This is a genomic window from Streptomyces sp. NPDC002845 (assembly GCF_053591955.1).
The window spans coordinates 1-17,181 of the sequence record NZ_JBSFUU010000033.1 but is presented as its reverse complement, the minus strand read 5'-3'; the positions used below and the strand labels follow the sequence as shown (position 1 = coordinate 17,181).

At 67.8% G+C, this 17,181-nt stretch carries 17 protein-coding genes and 2 pseudogenes; 9 read left to right on the top strand and 10 right to left on the bottom strand.

Translation table 11 applies throughout. The features are described from left to right. Positions 1-93: 93 nt before the first annotated feature. The 5 genes from ACWD3C_RS24050 to ACWD3C_RS24030 form a co-directional block, all read right to left on the bottom strand. Positions 94-705 (bottom strand): hypothetical protein, encoded by a 612-nt coding sequence (locus ACWD3C_RS24050; protein WP_451147125.1) that lies wholly within the window; start codon positions 703-705, stop codon positions 94-96. Beyond that, a complete protein-coding gene (locus ACWD3C_RS24045) occupies positions 702-1,340 on the bottom strand; it encodes a hypothetical protein (RefSeq protein ID WP_451147123.1) in 639 nt (212 codons plus the stop codon). Before ACWD3C_RS24045 ends, ACWD3C_RS24050 begins: the two co-directional genes overlap by 4 nt. Positions 1,341-1,374: 34 nt before the next feature. Then, on the bottom strand, positions 1,375-2,760 hold the full coding sequence (locus ACWD3C_RS24040) for a putative T7SS-secreted protein (protein WP_451147121.1): 1,386 nt from the start codon (positions 2,758-2,760) through the stop codon (positions 1,375-1,377). A gap of 3 nt (positions 2,761-2,763) precedes the next feature. Further along, positions 2,764-3,090, bottom strand: coding sequence for a hypothetical protein (locus ACWD3C_RS24035; protein WP_451147119.1), 327 nt, complete (start codon positions 3,088-3,090; stop codon positions 2,764-2,766). A gap of 126 nt (positions 3,091-3,216) precedes the next feature. Further along, a complete protein-coding gene (locus ACWD3C_RS24030) occupies positions 3,217-3,519 on the bottom strand; it encodes a WXG100 family type VII secretion target (RefSeq protein ID WP_451147117.1) in 303 nt (100 codons plus the stop codon). A gap of 413 nt (positions 3,520-3,932) precedes the next feature. Between ACWD3C_RS24030 and ACWD3C_RS24025 the strand changes: the two genes are divergently transcribed. Continuing rightward, on the top strand, positions 3,933-8,549 hold the full coding sequence (locus tag ACWD3C_RS24025; RefSeq protein WP_451147115.1) for an FtsK/SpoIIIE domain-containing protein: 4,617 nt from the start codon (positions 3,933-3,935) through the stop codon (positions 8,547-8,549). Positions 8,550-9,021: 472 nt separating this feature from the next. Here the strand turns inward: ACWD3C_RS24025 and ACWD3C_RS24020 are convergent, their stop codons facing one another. Together ACWD3C_RS24020 and ACWD3C_RS24015 are read right to left on the bottom strand one after the other, a co-directional pair. After that, complete coding sequence (locus ACWD3C_RS24020; protein WP_451147113.1) at positions 9,022-10,701, bottom strand: serine/threonine-protein kinase; 1,680 nt, start codon at positions 10,699-10,701, stop codon at positions 9,022-9,024. A gap of 147 nt (positions 10,702-10,848) precedes the next feature. After that, positions 10,849-11,697: a menaquinone biosynthetic enzyme MqnA/MqnD family protein gene (locus tag ACWD3C_RS24015; RefSeq protein WP_451147111.1), complete on the bottom strand. Its 849-nt coding sequence runs from the start codon at positions 11,695-11,697 to the stop codon at positions 10,849-10,851. A 386-nt stretch (positions 11,698-12,083) separates the two neighbouring features. Between ACWD3C_RS24015 and ACWD3C_RS24010 the strand changes: the two genes are divergently transcribed. After that, the gene (locus ACWD3C_RS24010) at positions 12,084-12,287 is read left to right on the top strand and encodes a cold-shock protein (RefSeq protein ID WP_043442843.1); all 204 of its coding nucleotides are present in this window, start codon (positions 12,084-12,086) and stop codon (positions 12,285-12,287) included. Between the two features lie 200 nt (positions 12,288-12,487). On the opposite strand, the gene ACWD3C_RS24005 is transcribed toward ACWD3C_RS24010, so the two are convergent. Beyond that, positions 12,488-12,940, bottom strand: coding sequence for an ATP-binding protein (locus ACWD3C_RS24005; RefSeq protein ID WP_451147109.1), 453 nt, complete (start codon positions 12,938-12,940; stop codon positions 12,488-12,490). Positions 12,941-13,073: 133 nt separating this feature from the next. On the opposite strand from ACWD3C_RS24005, the gene ACWD3C_RS24000 reads away from it, so the two are divergent. Continuing rightward, on the top strand, positions 13,074-13,943 hold the full coding sequence (locus ACWD3C_RS24000; RefSeq protein ID WP_451147107.1) for a helix-turn-helix domain-containing protein: 870 nt from the start codon (positions 13,074-13,076) through the stop codon (positions 13,941-13,943). Then, positions 13,940-14,185 (top strand): DUF397 domain-containing protein, encoded by a 246-nt coding sequence (locus ACWD3C_RS23995; RefSeq protein WP_451147105.1) that lies wholly within the window; start codon positions 13,940-13,942, stop codon positions 14,183-14,185. Before ACWD3C_RS24000 ends, ACWD3C_RS23995 begins: the two co-directional genes overlap by 4 nt. Before the next feature lie 8 nt (positions 14,186-14,193). Here the strand turns inward: ACWD3C_RS23995 and ACWD3C_RS23990 are convergent, their stop codons facing one another. Further along, positions 14,194-14,562 (bottom strand): helix-turn-helix domain-containing protein, encoded by a 369-nt coding sequence (locus ACWD3C_RS23990; protein WP_451147103.1) that lies wholly within the window; start codon positions 14,560-14,562, stop codon positions 14,194-14,196. A 207-nt stretch (positions 14,563-14,769) separates the two neighbouring features. Here ACWD3C_RS23990 and ACWD3C_RS23985 point away from each other — a divergent pair, with 207 nt between their 5' ends. The 5 genes and pseudogenes from ACWD3C_RS23985 to ACWD3C_RS23965 all read left to right on the top strand — a co-directional run bounded on the left by ACWD3C_RS23985 (position 14,770) and on the right by ACWD3C_RS23965 (position 16,854). Continuing rightward, a complete protein-coding gene (locus ACWD3C_RS23985; protein ID WP_451147101.1) occupies positions 14,770-15,033 on the top strand; it encodes a hypothetical protein in 264 nt (87 codons plus the stop codon). After that, complete coding sequence (locus ACWD3C_RS23980) at positions 15,030-15,416, top strand: hypothetical protein (protein WP_451147099.1); 387 nt, start codon at positions 15,030-15,032, stop codon at positions 15,414-15,416. The genes ACWD3C_RS23985 and ACWD3C_RS23980 overlap by 4 nt, the downstream gene beginning before the upstream one ends. Positions 15,417-15,566: 150 nt before the next feature. Beyond that, a pseudogene (locus ACWD3C_RS23975) lies at positions 15,567-16,226 on the top strand (M15 family metallopeptidase). Positions 16,227-16,250: 24 nt separating this feature from the next. Continuing rightward, positions 16,251-16,586, top strand: a complete 336-nt coding sequence (locus ACWD3C_RS23970) for a hypothetical protein (RefSeq protein WP_451147097.1) — start codon at positions 16,251-16,253, stop codon at positions 16,584-16,586. Positions 16,587-16,692: 106 nt separating this feature from the next. Further along, positions 16,693-16,854 (top strand): hypothetical protein, encoded by a 162-nt coding sequence (locus ACWD3C_RS23965; protein WP_451147095.1) that lies wholly within the window; start codon positions 16,693-16,695, stop codon positions 16,852-16,854. Between the two features lie 54 nt (positions 16,855-16,908). Here the strand turns inward: ACWD3C_RS23965 and ACWD3C_RS23960 are convergent. Beyond that, positions 16,909-17,181: pseudogene (locus ACWD3C_RS23960) on the bottom strand (hypothetical protein); the annotation flags it as partial.

Below are 17,181 nucleotides of genomic sequence, written 5' to 3'. Positions count from 1 at the left end.
CGATCAAGACATGCCGCGAGGTGTTGCAGGAGCTCGTCGGCGTCCTTCGTCAAGGCGAAGGGCTTGGGGTCCTCGTTCCACTTCCAGCTACCTTCACCTCCAATGCAGCGTCCCCGCCACTGTGTCGAACAACTCCACCATCTGGTCCGCAAGCGGATCGACTGGGGTCGAGAAGTTCAGCATCAGCCACCGGGTGGTGGTCGGAATCGCCACATAATACGTAACCGTCGTCGTCGGCAGAGTGTTGCCCATCTGCGTCTCGGGTTCGCCAGCTTCGCGATGGCGGAGTCGTACCGCCTTGCCGGCCGCTACCAACTCCACGACTCCGAGCGCACCGTCCTCACCGAGGTCCTGGCCTGCCAAGTGCTCAGCCAGTTCTTCGACGTCCGAGGTCTGCGGCCACTCGTCGGGCCGCGGAACGCTGATGAGCAGCGAGGACGCCAGCGGTACAGGGCCGACGCTCATCGTGGAGAGGTAGAGCTCAGTTCCTCCGACCTGGTAAGCGTCCTTCGCCTTCCGCTGGAGGTCCCGCATGAACTGCTTCTTGAGGTGCGGGGCGTTGTCCGCGCCACGGAACGTCAGTTCGGCGAGGGCGACAATGCCCCGATCACGGTCGTCCGGGTCGAGTGGGAGCTGGAACCAGCCGTCCGGGACGACGACTTGGTAGTCCTTGGGAGGCGAGGTGAACTGGTCAGCCATCTTCATGCGGTGCCTCCCGAAGCGAGCGGGGTGATACGCATGGTCCGTACGGCCTCGTCGGCCAACTCCGTAATCTGCTCGGTGAGAGCGACCTTCTCCCAGGTCACTGTGACGACAATGAGGCTCTGCATGCCTGGCGGAAACACGGCGTATTTGATGAACTCGGTGAGCTTCCGACCAAAGCCGAATATCCGCTTGACCTGAAGCATCGCCTGGACGCGCACGGCGGGTCCGGCGGCCAGCTCGAGGTGGGTGATTTGGGGGTCGCCCTCGACCTCGGCGTTCCCCCATTCCAGGAGCAGCGGGGTGACCTCATCCACTCCGGGGCGTGGCACGCCCTCGTCGCCGTACGAGTCCACCATGAGGTTGGCCAAGGCCTCCCCTGCCTCGGAGTAGTACACCGCCGTAAGGGTGGGCATATCCTCATTGAGGTCGACCGCTCTCTCGACCATGTCGTCGAAGACCGCGTTCTTCTCGATCTCCAAGGCGAGCGGGTTGAGCCTGTTCACGACCTCCGTGGCCAGCGCCTTGGCCTCGGCCTTCGTGCCCTCACGCAGCGTCAGGTCGATCCAGCCGGGCTGGAATTCGAAGGTACTCTCGAAGATCTCGGTCAGAGGTGCGGGCTCATTTGGTGTGGTCATGCTCGTTCCTTCCGCGCGGGGCATGGTCATCAGCTCAGCCAAGGAGCGGGTTGAGGTTTCCGTCCAGGCCCAGCCCGCCCAGGGTAATCCCGGCCCCGACGACGGACATGCGGCTGGCCGCCTGGGCGATCTTGTTGAGGGCGTTGGCATCGAACTGACCAGCCAAAGCTGCCGTTCCGAGTTTGGCCGACTTCAGGTCGGAGGCGACACCGGGGTCAGCCATGGAGAAAGATTTGGGAATGCCCTTGAGGAGGCTTCCTCCGCCGCGAGTCCGCAGCTCGTTCAAGGCCTGATTGTAGTTCCCGCTGAAGGGCTTGAGTGTCTTGAGGTTGTCACTCCAGACACTCTTGGAGAAGGGCTCTACAAAGGGTTCCTTCATCGACTTCCAGACGTCACCCTTGTCGAGCTTGAATTTCTTGCCGGAGAGGCTACGGAGATTCTTGTTGGCACGGCTGACTTGGCGCACTGTACGCGCGGCTCCGGCCCTGCCCAGCTTGCCCAGTGCACCCTTGGCAAACTTGCCCGCGATCCTAGAGAAGCCCTTACCGACGCCCATCATGACGAATCCGAGAGCGGCGAAGCCCAGATCCATCCATTCGGCATTGCCCTGGAGGACCTGGACAAAGGTCGCCACGAAATTAATCAAGGTCGCAATCATGGCGATGGCACCCAAGACTCCGGCCAGAGCCTGACCGATCACCGGAATCCACCCCACAACGAGCGAGAGGATTCCGCACCATGTTGCAATAACGGAGGTGATGTCTGCGATCGCCTTGACCAGGGTGTCCCAGAAGCCGTCTTTCAGCGAGTCGTGATTGATGACGGCGTCGATGGATTCGCAGGCCCGCTTGGCTGCGGCGTCGCGGATCTTCCTAGCTTCGTTGATCTTTTCTCGGGCAGCCTCGATTTCATCGCCCGCCGCATCAAGCTTCGCCTCAAGGTCCTTGCGGCCCTTGTCGACGTCCCCCTTCTTCTGATCCTCTCCCGTCAGGCCATCGAGGCCCCTCCTGGCAGCCCCCTTGCGTTCGTCGGCATCCTTGGCATCCTTGAGAGCCGCGTCAGCGATCTCCTGCGCCCGATTCAGGTCCGACACATAATCCGTCGACTTGGCGTGAAGCTTGTCCTGATATCCGCCGCCGACTTCCGTCACCCTGGCGCCAAGGGCATCCGCCGCAGTGTCATAGCGCTTGAAAGCGGCTTCGAGTTTCTTGACGTTCCCCTTGGCCTTCTCCCGGAACTCCTTGCCCGCCTTACTATCCCAGGAATCGACTTCGGCGACCGCCTTGAGGTTTCGGATCTGACGTTCCAACTCGTTGGCAGTCTTTCGGAGTTGGCGACCTAGAGTGGCAACCTGATCAGGGTCTCCGGGGATTGGATCAGCGTCTGCGACCGGATGCCAATCACGGGGTCGTCCGGACATACCCTACTTCCCCCTCTTTGTCGATTTGGAGTCCCGTGCACCCCGAATGGCCTCTGCCAACTGGTGATCAATTTCCTCGTAGGCCTTCGCAGCACCCTTGGCAATCGCAGCCAACACCTCGACTTCGCCCGTCAGTTTCTCACGGCTGATCTCCCAATTTTCGGCGAAATCCTCGAACTTGTCGGCGAGGTCACCGTGCCCAAAGTCGTCGCCGTACTTGCCGCTCAGCTTCTCGAGTCCCTCGAAAGCCTTCTTCACATTACTGAGTCCAGTCCCCATCTCTCTGATCGCATCGAGATCAGCCCGAGTGTGGTCGCCCTCACCAGCCATGACGCTCCCGCAGTGCCGCGCTATAGGTTTCAAGACGGACGGTGCGGCAGGCCACCCCCGGCCCGCCACACCGTCCGTCGTCCCGCGATGGGCGCGATCGGCGCGGTCAAGCGCGCCCCGCGCGCATCACCTGCTCTTCGCGGACTTCGCGAGCTCCTCGTCGATCTGCTCGAACTTGTCGGCGGCGGTGGTGAGGTACTCACCCATTCCCTCAAGGCCCTCAAGGGTCTCCTTGGCGCCGCGGACGAACTCGTCGAAGTTCTCGTCGAAGGCCTTCGAGGAGCTCTTGGTCACGTAGCCGCTCTCGACCAGGTTCGCGATGTACTTGCGCAGCTCGTCCAGCTTGTCCTGGAGCTTGCCCTTCTCCTTCGTGACATGCTTGGCCGCGTCACGCATGTCCTGATATGTGATGTCAAGGTCCTTGGCCATGAAGCCGCTCCCTCCAACTCGCCGCAGGGCCAACCCCCGTGGCTCCCTTGATGCGGACCGATGCCGTCGGATGCCAGCGGGTGCGATGGGGTTCGGTCGGTTCTGCCGTCGATCCGACACCCGTACCCGCCCGACGAACCCGACCGATGCGATCGTCCGCTCGTGCGACAGCAGCTTACGGGTGGGGCGTGTGAGGACACATCTCCGTTCCCTGATCAACACGCCTCATCCACACGGCCTGTGCACCCGCCCCTTCCCTGTCCGTCCACACGCCTGAGCTGGTACACAGCCGATTGCCATCGGGAAGCCCGCACCGGTATCCCGTTGCCTGGGCGTGACCGTGAGCGGATATCGTCGCTCACATTGTGGGTCGCGTTACGGAAGCGGCCACGGGGGCCATGGGGAGGACGAGCGTGCGCCTGACTCTGACCGTCGTCGACCCGTTCGGCGGGGGCACCGCCGACGTCGTACTCGACGCCGATCCCGAGTCCTCCATGGGGGACATCGCACAGGAGCTCGCACAACAGGTCGGCCAGGGCGGTGCCCAGGTCATTCCGCTCGGGCAGCAGTCGGTCGGCGGGGGACGGGGAAGGGGCGGGGGCGGGGGGAACTCGCCTCTGTTGTACGTCGATGGGTACGCCGTCGATCCGGGCGCCACCGTCGCCAACTCCCCCTTGCGTGAAGGGGCCGTCGTCAGTCTGCAGGACCCGGCCGGGTGTCTGCCCGGGGAGCCGACCGGGCTCGTCGAGCTGCGTGTCGTGGGCGGGCCCGCCGCCGGGGCCGTGCACCGGCTCGGGATCGGGCGGTACGACATCGGCAGCGGCCCGGCGTCGTACATCCGTATCGACGATCCGGAAGTCGACGCCCGCGCCCTGACGTTGTCAGTTGCAACCGATGGCACTTGCCAAGTCGCCGTACACGGGGACAAGCATCGGGGCAAGGGCGGCGTCACGGGCGTCACCCTCGACGGGGAGGCGGTGGAGAAACCGGACGGTGGCGAGTGGCCGCTCGGTGGGCAGATCGCCGTCGGGAACTCGCTCCTCGAACTCGTCCGGTACGCACCGCCGAACGCCGCGCTGAAGTGGTCCGAGGACGGCACAGGTCTCGACTACAACCGGCCACCGCGGCTGCGTCCGCCGGACCGGCAGACCAAGTTCCGGCTGCCGAGTCCGCCGAAGGACTTCGAGGCCCGGCCGCTGCCCTGGCTGATGGCGCTGTTCCCGCTCGTCGGTGCCGTCGTCGCCGTGGCCATCTTCGGGCGCTGGTACTACCTGATCATGGCCGTGCTGAGCCCGATCATGCTCTTCGGCAACTACTTCATGGACAAGAAGCACGGGCGCAAGTCCCATGCGAAGCAGGTCAAGGAGTACAAGGAGACCAAGGCGCGGATCGAGAAGGACGCCCAGGACGCACTGGTCGCCGAGCGGGTCGACCGACGGAACGCCATTCCCGATCCGGCGACCGTGCTGTCGCTGGGCACGGGGCCGCGTACCCGGCTGTGGGAGCGGCGGCGCACCGACCGTGACCATCTGCTGTTGCGGGTCGGTACGGGGGAGTTGCCCTCCGAGGTCGTTCTCGACGATCCCGAGCGGGACGAGCACCGCCGCCAGGTCACCTGGAAGATCAAGGACGCGCCCGTCGCGCTGTCGTTGCGCTCGCTCGGTGTGATCGGCATGGCCGGACCGGGTGACTCGGCGCGTGCGCTGGGGCGTTGGGCGGTGGCGCAGACGGCGGCGCTGCACAGCCCGATGGACGTGCAGTTCTACGTCCTCAGCGAGAACACCGCGCAGGAGAGCTGGGACTGGGTCCGCTGGCTGCCGCACGCGCGGCCCGGCGGCGGCCAGGACATCAACGTCCTCATCGGCACGGACGCCGAGACCGTCGGCGCCCGCATCGGCGAGCTGACGCAGATCCTGGACGCCCGGCTGAAGGCCGCCGAGCAGACGCGCGGGCGGTCGTCGTTCAGCGACCCGGACATCGTCGTCGTATGGGACGGCTCGCGGCGGCTGCGGTCGCTGCCGGGTGTCGTCCGGCTGCTGCGTGAGGGACCGGACGTATCGATGTACGCCGTCTGCCTGGACGCCGAGGAACGGTTCCTGCCCGGTGAGTGCCAGGCGTTCGTCGTGGCCGAGCCGAAGGCCCAGGAGTACGACCCGGCCGGCCCCGCGCAGGGCGGCGGCGGGGTGCCGCAGCCGGTCGCGGGCGGCGGCTTCCCGTCCTTCCAGGCATGGCACCAGACCGGGCAGCAGACCGACCGGCGCGAGGCCGCCGACGAACTGCGGCTGCGTGTGGAGGAAGAAGGCGCCGAACGGCTGCGCGACATACGCCCCGAGTTCGTGTCCCCCGCCTGGTGCCTGCGCCTCGCGCGCTCCCTCTCCCCGCTGCGCGACATCAGCGGGGAGACCGAGGACTCCGCGCTGCCCACCTCCAGCCGTCTGCTGGACGTCCTGCAGTTGGAGCCGCCGACGTCCGACGCGCTCGCCGCGCGCTGGCGCATGGGCGGGCAGTCCACGCTGGCGGTCATCGGTGAGTCGTACGACGGCCCGTTCGGCATCGACATGCGCAAGGACGGGCCGCACGGTCTCATCGCGGGTACGACCGGTGCCGGTAAGTCGGAGCTGCTGCAGACCATCGTGGCGTCGCTCGCCGTGGCGAACACGCCGGAGAACATGACCTTCGTCCTCGTCGACTACAAGGGTGGCGCCGCCTTCAAGGACTGTGTCCATCTGCCGCACACCGTCGGCATGGTGACCGACCTCGACGCCCACCTCGTCGAGCGGGCACTCGAATCGCTCGGCGCCGAGCTGCACCGGCGCGAGCACATCCTCGCCGCCGCCGACGCCAAGGACATCGAGGACTACCAGGACCTGGTACGCAGAGATCCGTCCCACAAGCCCTTGCCCCGGCTCCTCATCGTCATCGACGAGTTCGCGTCCATGGTCCGCGACCTGCCCAACTTCGTCACCGGCCTGGTCAACATCGCCCAGCGAGGCCGTTCGCTCGGCATCCACCTGCTACTGGCCACCCAGCGGCCCAGCGGTGTCGTCTCACCCGAGATTCGCGCCAACACCAACCTCCGTATCGCGCTGCGCGTGACCGACGGCGGCGAGTCCAGCGACGTCATCGACTCCCCCGAGGCCGGACAGATCTCCAAGAGCACCCCGGGTCGCGCCTACGTCCGCCTCGGCCACGCCTCGCTCGTGCCGTTCCAGTCGGGCCGCGTCGGTGGCCGCCGCCCCGGCGCCGCGGACCCTCGGGTCCTGGCCCCCTGGGTGGGCGCCCTGGGCTGGGAGGACCTCGGGCGCGCGGCGCTGACCAAACCCAAGCTGGAGGCGCGCGAGGAGGAGGAGATCACCGACCTCAAGGTCCTCGTCGACGCCGTACGCGAGGCGAACACCGCCCTCGGCATCCCCGCCCAGCACAGCCCCTGGCTGCCCGCGCTCACCGAGACGCTGCTGCTCGACGAGATCCCGGCGCCGCAGCCGACGGCCACCGCCGCTCCGGGTGCGCTGCCCCCGGCGCCGTACGGCATCGAGGACCTGCCGTCCGACCAGGCGCGCCGCCCGGTCGTCGTGGACTTCTCGACCTTCGGCCATCTGATGATCGGCGGTGCGCCGCGCAGCGGACGCTCGCAGATCCTGCGCACCATCGCGGGCTCCCTGGCCCGCACCCACTCGTGCGCCGACGTCCACCTGTACGCCATCGACTGCGGCAACGGCGCCCTCAACGCACTCACCCGGCTGCCGCACTGCGGCGCGGTCGTCGGCCGTAACCAGACCGAGCGCGTGGTCCGGCTGATCAACCGCCTCAAGGGCGAACTCTCCCGCCGCCAGGACCAGTTGGCGGACAAGGGCTTCGCCGACATCGGCGAGCAGCGCGCCGCGGTCGCGGAGCAGGAGCGGCTGCCGCACATCGTGGTCCTGCTCGACCGGTGGGAGGGCTGGCTGCCCACGCTCGGCGAGATCGACCACGGTGGCCTGACCGACGAGCTGACGACCATCATGCGTGAGGGTGCGAGCGTCGGCATCCACATGGTGATCACCGGTGACCGGCAGCTGCTGGTGGGCCGTATCTCCTCCCTCACCGAGGACAAGTACGGTCTGCGCCTCGCCGACCGCAGCGACTTCTCCACCCTCGGTATCCCGAGCCGCAAGGTGCCGGAGGAGATTCCGCCGGGCCGCGGCTACAAGAACGAGGCCGGTACGGAGACGCAGTTCGCCCTGCTCGCCGAGGACGCCACCGGTCAGGGTCAGGCGGCCGCGATCGGTGCGATCGGCGAGGCGGCGGCGGTTCGGGATGCCGAAGTGCCGCGTGCCAAGCGGCCGTTCCGTGTCGACAGTCTGCCGAGCCGGGTCTCGTTCGGGGACGCGTGGGAGATGCGTGACGCCGAGGCGTCCCGCTCCAAGCTGTGGGGTCTGGCCGGCATCGGTGGCGACGACATCATGGGCTTCGGTCCCGACCTCGCCTCGGGCGTGCCCACCTTCGTCATCGCCGGTCCCGCCAAGTCGGGGCGCTCGACCACGCTGATGAACTTCGCGCAGTCGTACCTGAATCAGGGCGTACGGCTCGTCATCGCCGCGCCGCGTCCCTCGCCGCTGCGTCAACTGGACGGCCACGATCTCGTGGTGAAGGCCTTCACCGGTGACGACATCGATGAGGACGACTTCGAGGAGGCCATCGACTCGGCGACGCTGGAGGACCCGATCGTCGTCCTCGTCGACGACGGCGAGGTCCTTGAGGACTGTGATGCCGAGAGCCACTTCAAGCGGCTTGTCCAGCGAGGCGTGGAGCGGGGGCTGGCTCTGGTCATCGCCGGTGATGAGGAAGACGTGTGCAGTGGGTTCTCCGGGTGGCAGGTGGAGGCGAAGAAGGGGCGCCGGGGGATTCTGCTCTCGCCGCAGGAGTCGTCCAGCGGGGATCTCATCGGGCTGCGGATCTCCCGCAGCATGGTTGGGGGGCAGGTTGCGCCGGGGAAGGGGATGCTCCATCTCGGGGATGGGGAGCTGCGGACGGTGGTTATTCCTGGGTGAGGGGTGTCGTGTGGGGTGTCGTGTGGGGTAGGGGTGCCGCGGGGTTTTGTTTCGCCCCCGCCGCCCCTACCCGTCCCATCCCCAGGGGCTCCGCCCCTTCGACCCCGCCAAGGGGCTGCGCCCCCTGGACCCCCGGGGTGGGTGGGTTCTCTGCGAGTGAGTGGGGGTTGCTGTAGATCGGCCTGAACGGCCTCGTCCTCAAGCGCCGGACAGGCTGGAGGGGGCCAGGGTGGGGTGGTTGTGTGCGGGCCGGTGGGTGGTGGGTCGGCCTTCGGCCTCGTCCTCAAACGCCGGACAGGCTGGTTGTCCCGGGCTCGTCCTCATGTGTCGCCGGGCGGGCTGCTGGGGGCGGGTCTCTTCCTCGCGGTGGTCCTCGGAGTGGTCAGGCCCGAGCGGCAGCGGGACTGGGACTGGGGCGCCCGCTGTTGCCTGGTTTCTCGAACTGATTACTCGAACTGGTTGCTCTGCCTGATCACTTGACCTTGTTCATCCGCGCCACCGGCTCCCCCGCGTCCGCATTGTCGGACTCGTACGTCAGGTCCCCGTCGACCGGGGTGAGGGTGACGGTGTGTTCGGTCGTGGTGCAGACGTCGCGGTTGGTGTCCTTGGGGATGCCGGTGGCGATGAGGTGGGTCTTGGTGATCTTTTTCAGGACGAGCACGTTGTCGCAGATGCCGCCGATCTGGTCGGTCTGGCGGAAGGTGCCCAACTGGTCGCCCACTTCGGCCTGTTGGACGGTCACGCGGAAGGTGCCCATGGGAAGGGCGCCGCCGAGGGCCAGGCCTTCGCCCTCCCAGGTGCCGAGGTAGGTACTGGGGACGGGGCCGGGCTTCTCCTGCTCGTAGGAGTCGTCCGCGGGCGCGCTCACCGTGGCCTGGGGCGGGGGCTCCGCCGCGCCCCCGTCGGCGGTGTCGTTGCTGTCCTTCTGCAGCAGGCCGATACCGAAGACCGACCCCACGGTCACCGCAGCCATGGCGCCCGCGATCGCCAGGGCGACCGTGCAACTCACCCTCCGGCCACGCCCGTTCGAGGCCGGTGCCGAGGCCGCGGCCACGCTGACCGACAGTTTGCCCGGGGCCGGTGGCTCGGCTCGGGGTGCCGGCTGCGGTACGTATGTGGGTGCGGGCGTCGACATGTCCGGCGGCGGGCCGAACTCGCCCGTGACAGCGGCCGACGCCTCCGAAGGGTCCCCCACCGAAGGGCTGCTGAACCCCACCGGACCGGACTCCGCTTCCGTCCCCGCCCCCGCCCCCGCCCCCGCCTCCAGGTTGAGCAACTGCACCGCGCTACGGCTCACCTGCTCCACCAACGGCCCCGGCAGCCACCCCGCCGCCACCAACCGGGCCGCACCCTCGGGAGCCAGGGCGCGGGCCACCTCCCCCGGACTCGGGCGGTCGTCCGGGGTCTTCGACAGGCACCGGGACACGACGTCCCGCAACTCACCCTCCAGGCCCCCGAGTTCGGGTTCCTCGTGGACCACCTTGTAGAGCAGGGAGGCGGAGGAGTCACCGGGGAAGGGCGGGGCGCCGGTCGCCGCGTACGCCAGCACGGCCCCCAGGGAGAAGACGTCCGCCGCTCCCGCGACGCCCTTCCCGAGGATCTGCTCGGGCGACATGTAGCCGGGCGAGCCGATCGAGACGCCTGTCGAGGTCAGCGAGGCGGTGCCGTCCGTGGCTCGGGCGATGCCGAAGTCGATCAGCAACGGGCCGTCGACCGTCAGCAGGACATTCGACGGCTTCACGTCCCGGTGGACCAGGCCCAGCGCGTGCACCGCCGTCAGCGCTTCCGCCAGGCCCGCGCCCAGGACGCGTACGGAATGAACGGGCAGCGCGCCGCTGTCCGCGACCGCGGCCGCCAGCGAGGGGCCGGCCGCGTAGCCCGTCGCGACCCACGGCACCGACGCCTCCGGGTCCGCGTCGAGGACGGGGGCCGTCCAGGCGCCGCCCACCCGGCGCGCGGCCTCCACCTCGCGCCGGAAACGTGCCCGGAACTCCTCGTCCAGCGCGAAGTGCGGATGGACGATCTTGACAGCGACGGTACGGCCGCCCGCGCTGCGCCCCAGATAAACGCGCCCCATCCCGCCCGACCCGAGCCGGCCGAGCAGCCGGTAGGGCCCCACGACCGTGGGTTCGCCGACGTCGAGCGGCTGCATGGCGCCCACACCTCCCCCGTACCGTAGGCACTCCCCGTACGTTCTCCCCGTACGCGGCGGTTCACGACTCCCCAGCAGCGTAGTGGCGGAGTCCCGAACCCATCCCCCACATCCCCCGCAAACCCGCCGCATCCCCTCGCGGGTGCCCTACGGCTCCAGCAGGTCCACCTTCACATCCGCCGCGAAACCCGTCGTCGGCCCGACCCTCTGCGCGAACTCCGTGACCGCTTCGAGCTGCGGGCCGCCGAAGCGGAAGTCGAGCGTGGTGAAGTACCGCTCCAGGACGCGTTCGTCGAAGGCCTCCCAGCGGGCGGCCTGCTCCGCGACCTTGCCGACCTCCTCCAGGGAGAGGTCGCGGGAGGCGAGGAACGCCTCGTGGACCTGGCGGGTGACGAGCGGCTCGCGTTCGGCGTACTCGCGGCGGGCGGCCCAGACGGCGAAGACGAACGGCAGGCCCGTCCACTCCTTCCACATGGCGCCCAGGTCGTGCACGGCGAGGCCGTACGCCGGTCCGTCGTGCAGATTGGCGCGCAGCGCCGCGTCGCCGATGAGTACGGCCGCCTCCGCCTCGCGCATCATCAGGGCGAGGTCGGGCGGGCAGGTGTAGTACGACGGCTGAACGCCGACCTGCTCGGCCAGGAGCAGCTGGGCGAGCCGTACGGACGTGCGCGAGGTCGAGCCGAGGGCGACCCGGGCGCCGTCGAGGCGGTCCAGCGGGGCCTGGGAGACGATCACGCAGGACATCACCGGGCCGTCGCAGCCGACCGCGATGTCGGGGAAGGCGACCAGCTCGTCCGCGTGCCTGAGGAACTCGACGAGCGTGATGGGCCCGATGTCGAGTTCGCCCCGCACCAGCTTCTCGCTGAGCTTCTCGGGGGTGTCCTTCGTCAGCTCGAAGTCGAGGAGCGTGCCTGTTCTCGCGAGCCCCCAGTAGAGGGGCAGGCAGTTCAGGAACTGGATGTGGCCGACGCGCGGCCGGGTGCGAGAATTGTCCACATCGCGAGGTTAGCCGTCAGGGGGTAGGGTGCGGCCTTCAGGGTCGTCGTAAGGCGTGAGACACTCTTTGGACCTCCTGTGTCAACCCTTGCGACGGCGCGTCGCAGGATTTAGCTGACAGTGACGTCACCTCCACACCTCCACACCGGCCGGGGTGTCAATCCGGTCCTGAGGTGGTTCAAACTTCCGGGTGACGTGATCTTGCCCTCTATTGCTTTCCCCTGCCCGCGTGCTAGGCTCGCCGCAAGTTGCAGTTTGGTTTCCCTTGCAGTACAGAGCCTGCGGAGCATGTAACCGCGGGCTCTCGTCGTTTTCAGACGTATGCAGTTGTTTTACACACTTGCAGGTTCTGGAGCAGGGCAACCCTTTGGGCCCAAGGAGGGCTTATGGCTACCGGAACCGTGAAGTGGTTCAACGCCGAAAAGGGCTTTGGATTCATCGCCCAAGAAGGCGGCGGCCCCGACGTCTTCGTCCACTACTCCGCGATCAACGCGAACGGCTTCCGTTCGCTTGAGGAGAACCAGCAGGTGAGCTTCGACGTGACCCAGGGCCCCAAGGGTCCGCAGGCGGAGAACGTCACCGCCATCTGAGTCTCTCGTCTCGGAGTTCGGTCTTCGGTCTAGGCCTTCGGCTCGATGAGTCCGATGCTTTGATCCGGAACGGATGCAGTACCCAAGGAGCCCCGCGCCGTATGGCGGCGGGGCTCCTGCCTTGTTTTCGCCCCTGCCGCCCCTACCCGTCCCACGAGGCTGCTGACGGCGGCGGATCTGGCGGACTGGGGGACTGGGGGTCAGCGAAGGTGGACCTCCGCCCACACGCATTTGCCCACCGCCCGATCGATGACCCCCCAGTCGTCGGCGAGCGCCTCGACGATCCGGAGCCCGCGCCCGGCCTCCCCGTCCGGCACCAGATCCCGGACGCACGGCCGCCGTTCACCCCGCGTGTCCGCCACCTCGATACGGAGGGCCGCGGTCTCCCGTACGAGCCTCAGCAGAAAACTCCGTCCGGGCACATGCCCGTGCGTCACCGCGTTCGCCGCCAGCTCGGCGACGATCTGGGCGGCGGTGTCGCTCACGTCGCTGCCGTAGGGGATGCCCCAGGCGTGGAGCTGCTGAGTGGTGAGGCGGCGGGCCAGGCGGGCGCCTCTGCGGGTCGAGCTGAGGAGCTGGGTGAACTCGCCGGTGACGGTGGGGGTTTCGGTGAGCGCTTCAGTGAGCGTTTCAGTGGGGGTTTCTGCATTCATGTCACTCAGCGTGGCCGTCCCGTCCTACCCTGGCCAGGTACGACAGTGGGACTCTGCGTAGCCGTACGGCTGCGGTCGGCCATGAGTCCCCCCGTCGGCCGTGACCACGACGAGATGAGGGCGGTGCGGGTACATGACGACGACGGACGAGCGGGAACCGCGGCCGGAGACTCCGGCCGAGGCGGACGGGACCATCGAACTGTTCAGCACGCTGGGCAAGATGCTCCGGCTGCTGCGCGAGCGGGCGGGGCTGACGCAGAAGGAGTTCGGCAAGATGGTCGGGTACGGGCCCGATCAGATCGGGGCGATGGAGCGAGGGGTGCGGGTGCCCCGGCCCGAGTTCCTGGATCAGGCGGACGAAATCCTGGGAGCGGGCGGGCTGTTGAAGGAGGCGAAGGAGGATGTCGAGCGCGCGATGTCGAAGCGGCGGACGCGGCATCCGGAGTGGTACCGGAGTTACGCGGCGCTGGAGGCGGAGGCGATCGAGCTGCACCACTACTGCAACCAGGCGCTGCACGGGCTGCTTCAAACCGAGGACTACGCGCGCGCCCTGTTCGTCCGGTGGCGCCCGTTGCTGAGCGAAGAAGCCATCGAGAAGCGAGTGTCGGACCGGCTGTCTCGGCAGCAGGTCTTCGACCGCCAGCCCTTGCCCGTCATCAGCTACGTCCTCGAAGAGGTCGTCCTGGACCGGCCAATCGGCGGGAAGGACGTCTTCGCGGAACAGTTGGAGCGTCTGCTGCGCATCGGCAGCTTGCGGAACGTCGAGATCCAGGTCATGCCGACCGTGTGCGAGGAACACCCCATCCTGGACGGTGCGTTCAACCTAGTGACACCCAAGAAGCATGCCCAGGTGGGCTATACGGAGACACAGGGCTATCCGCGACTGATCACCGACACGGAGGAGGTACGGCAACTCGCCGAGCGCTATGGGATCATGCGCGCACTGGCCCTCAGTCCCAGGGAGTCCCGGGCCTTGATCGAGAAGAAGTTGGGGGAGCTGTGAACACCGACAGACTCGACTGGTTCAAGTCCAGCTACAGCAGCGGCTCGGGCGGCGACTGCCTCGAAGCCGCCTACACCTGGCGCAAGTCGACGTACAGCGGTGGCGAAGGCGGCGACTGCGTCGAGATAGCCGCCTGTCCCCACACCATCCACATCCGCGACTCCAAGAACCCGACCGGCCCCCGGCTCACCCTCTCCCCCGCCGCCTGGTCGGCCTTCCTGACCGGTGAGTCGGCTGCATAGCTGAGCGCTCAGGCAGCCGAGGTACGTCCATCCGGCGAGGTATCGTCCGGCTGGTTGCCGTCATGCGCGGTGAAGACGAACGTCGAGTTGTCGCCGTCGAGGTCGATGGTCAGCGACGCGTCCAGCGCCTTGGCCAGGCGGGTGAGCAGGGGCAGGGTCGGTACGGAGTCGCCACCCTCGATGTTGGAGATCTGGGGCTGGGTCATGCCCGCGCGCCGCGCCAGTTCACTCTGTGACAGGCCGAGCTCCGTACGGCGGTCGTAGACGGCCTGGCCGAGGGCGAAGGCGTACCCGGCCTCCACGTAGGCGGACGATTCCTCAACCCGCTCACCCAGGAGCTTCCGGGTCCTGCGGGCCTTCCACTGGGAATGGTTCACGACTTCTCCTCCTCGCTCCTGTCGTAGCTGTGCGTGGCGGGAGCATGCTCCGCCTCGCACACCTTCTGCGCCTGGAGTACGGCTCTCCCAGAGTCGTCGGCCAAGCCGCGAGCATGTCGGCGGCGCGCTCGGCCTTGTCGTACTGCTGGTCCGAGAGGAGCTCCAGCAGGGAACCCGTCGGCGTATACACGGGCGTATACTCGTCCCATGTCCGATGCCATGATCCGAGTACCCTCCGAGGTACGTGACCGCCTGGCGGTCATCGCCGAGTCCCGGGGTACGTCCATCCGGTCACTGGTGCAGGAGTTCGCGGAGACGACGCTCACTGACGAGGAGCGCCGCGAACGGGCGGAGCGGACCCGCGCCTACCTTGCCGAGCACTTCGGTGTGGAGGTGACGGACGAGGAGAGCGCGGCGATGGGGCGCAAACTCCGTGATGCCTTCGCACACAGGCAGGAATCCGCCGCGTGATCCAGCACCACCTCGTCCTGGACGCGCCCACGCTGCTCGCGCTGTCGGGAAACCGCCAGGTGTCCGCGCTCGTTCACCGAGCCCATTTCGAGCCCGAGACCCGGCTGTGGGCTCCGGCCCTGTCCATCCTTGAGGCCGACGGGGAGCATCTGGGGCTCGCCGAACACGTCGGCCAGCTCGACGTCATCCACACCGTCGACCTCGACTACCCCGCCGCGCTCACCGTCGCCCGACTGCGCCGGGACGGGGTGCCTCCCGGAATCGCGGCGGCCATTCACGCCGTACGCCATCTCCCCGAGTGGGGAGCGGACGCCCTTGTCGCCACGGTCGCTCCGAAGGCCTACGACGGCAGGGGCGTGCCCTTTCTCGACCTCAATCGCTAGGAGTCGGCCCCGGGTTCGGCAGCCCCGCCACCACGCCGCCCGTCATCCCGGGACCACGTCGACCCGCATGTCAGCGTGACCCCGCCGACTGCCTGGTCCACCTCCTTGCCGCGGGATCTGACCGCCTGAGCACGATGGGATGATCGCGTCATGAGCGAGGCCGTCTTGATGTCGGATCCGAAAGTCGCCGCGATTCCCGTTGCGGAGTGCGGTGAACCTCTCGTGTATGTGCGCTGCGGCGGCTCGTTACTGGTCGATGCGCGCAAACAGGATCCAGCAGGCGACTTCGGCCATCTCCGGAAAGGTGTGGCGCCGCTGCTCAAGGCGCAGGCGATGCTTCCGCAGGGCTTGCGGCTGCTGTATGTCGAGGGGTACCGCCCGCCCTCGTTGCAGCGGGAGTACTTCGAGAAGTACGCGAACCGGCGGCGGGCCGATCGTCCCGCCTGGTCCGACTAGCAGATCCACTCGGCCGCGAGCTGCTACGTGTCACCGCCCGACATCGCCCCGCACAGCGCCGGCGCGGCCGTCGACCTCACCCTGGCCGACGCCTCCGGGCGCGAACTGGACATGGGTACGCGCATGAACGCGACCCCGGAGGAGAGCGAGGGCGCCTGCTACACCGATGCCGCCGACATCAGCGAGACGGCTCGCGCCAACCGGCAGCTGCTGAGTGCCGCGCTCACGGCCGCGGGGCTGGTGAACTACCCCACGGAGTGGTGGCACTGGTCATACGGGGACCGCTACTGGGCGCTGATCACGGGAGAGGCCGTCGCCTGCTACGGCCCAACGGAGCCGGTGGCTGCGGGTTGATGCGCCCAGGGCAGGATATGCCTCATGCCCACCATGGTTGTTGAGATTCACGTGCCCTTGACACCGGCTCCGAACCTGCCGGACGGCGCCTCCCCGTACCCCTGGATCGACGAGGTCGAGGACTTCCTCGCCGACCTCGAAGACCAAGGCGACGCAGAGGTCTTCGATGACGGGGAGGAGCACGAGGACACATATGTCTTCTTCGTCACCGGAGCCGGTGAGGAGGAGCTTCTGGCGGTGGCGTCCCGGGTGGCCGCCCTGCCCGGAGTTCCCCGGGAAGCCTTCGCGGTCGTCAGTGACGACGAGGCGGAGGAGTTCGGGCTGGGGCGGCGGGTGGCTCTTCCGCTGCCCACGGCCTGAGGTCCGGGACGAGCCTTCACCGACAGGTCGGCGCGCTCGCGCATGAGTGTGTGGCGACGGACTCGTGGGCGAGCTGCACGAGGTAGGCGCCGACAGGGTACGCCGGTTGTCCGGCGGAGAAGGACACCGGCGCGTCGGGTCGCTGGCCGTGGCAGGGCTGACGCTGCTGACGGCGGTCCTCGACGTCGGCGTGAGCATGGCCGGGATCATGGCGCTGTCGCAGGCCCTGGGCCTGTCCGAGAACACACGAATGCCGCCATACCGCTGACTCTGTGACAGGAGCGCCCCAGCGCGTTGCCACAGTGACGTCCACGAGAGAACGTCACCGGCTTTGCGCATCGCGCAGCCGCTCTACCTGCTTGTCAATCAGTTCTTCGGGAAAGGAGGAGTTACCGCCGACGTTCAGCATTGTGAAAGTCACGGTCACGTTTCCGGTCCGGGCCACGGTGAACTCCTCGTTCCGGTCTGCGGTGCCCTTACTCGACTCCACGGGGATCAGCCACGGCAGCTGTAGTTCTTGATCACAGCTGGTCGTGATGGCGGTGTCGTTGCTGGTGGCAGGCTGTCGCGATGGCTTGGTGCCGGCGGCGCCAGG

Bases quoted from the DNA above. Each gene is read 5' to 3' on its own strand.
- ACWD3C_RS24050 (WP_451147125.1), bottom strand. From the start codon at position 705: ATGAAGATGGCTGACCAGTTCACCTCGCCTCCCAAGGACTACCAAGTC.
- ACWD3C_RS24045 (WP_451147123.1), bottom strand. From the start codon at position 1,340: ATGACCACACCAAATGAGCCCGCACCTCTGACCGAGATCTTCGAGAGT.
- ACWD3C_RS24040 (WP_451147121.1), bottom strand. From the start codon at position 2,760: ATGTCCGGACGACCCCGTGATTGGCATCCGGTCGCAGACGCTGATCCA.
- ACWD3C_RS24010 (WP_043442843.1), top strand. From the start codon at position 12,084: ATGGCTACCGGAACCGTGAAGTGGTTCAACGCCGAAAAGGGCTTTGGA.
- ACWD3C_RS24030 (WP_451147117.1), bottom strand. From the start codon at position 3,519: ATGGCCAAGGACCTTGACATCACATATCAGGACATGCGTGACGCGGCC.
- ACWD3C_RS24020 (WP_451147113.1), bottom strand. From the start codon at position 10,701: ATGCAGCCGCTCGACGTCGGCGAACCCACGGTCGTGGGGCCCTACCGG.
- ACWD3C_RS23970 (WP_451147097.1), top strand. From the start codon at position 16,251: ATGCCCACCATGGTTGTTGAGATTCACGTGCCCTTGACACCGGCTCCG.
- ACWD3C_RS24035 (WP_451147119.1), bottom strand. From the start codon at position 3,090: ATGGCTGGTGAGGGCGACCACACTCGGGCTGATCTCGATGCGATCAGA.
- ACWD3C_RS24000 (WP_451147107.1), top strand. From the start codon at position 13,074: ATGACGACGACGGACGAGCGGGAACCGCGGCCGGAGACTCCGGCCGAG.
- ACWD3C_RS24005 (WP_451147109.1), bottom strand. From the start codon at position 12,940: ATGAATGCAGAAACCCCCACTGAAACGCTCACTGAAGCGCTCACCGAA.
- ACWD3C_RS23985 (WP_451147101.1), top strand. From the start codon at position 14,770: ATGTCCGATGCCATGATCCGAGTACCCTCCGAGGTACGTGACCGCCTG.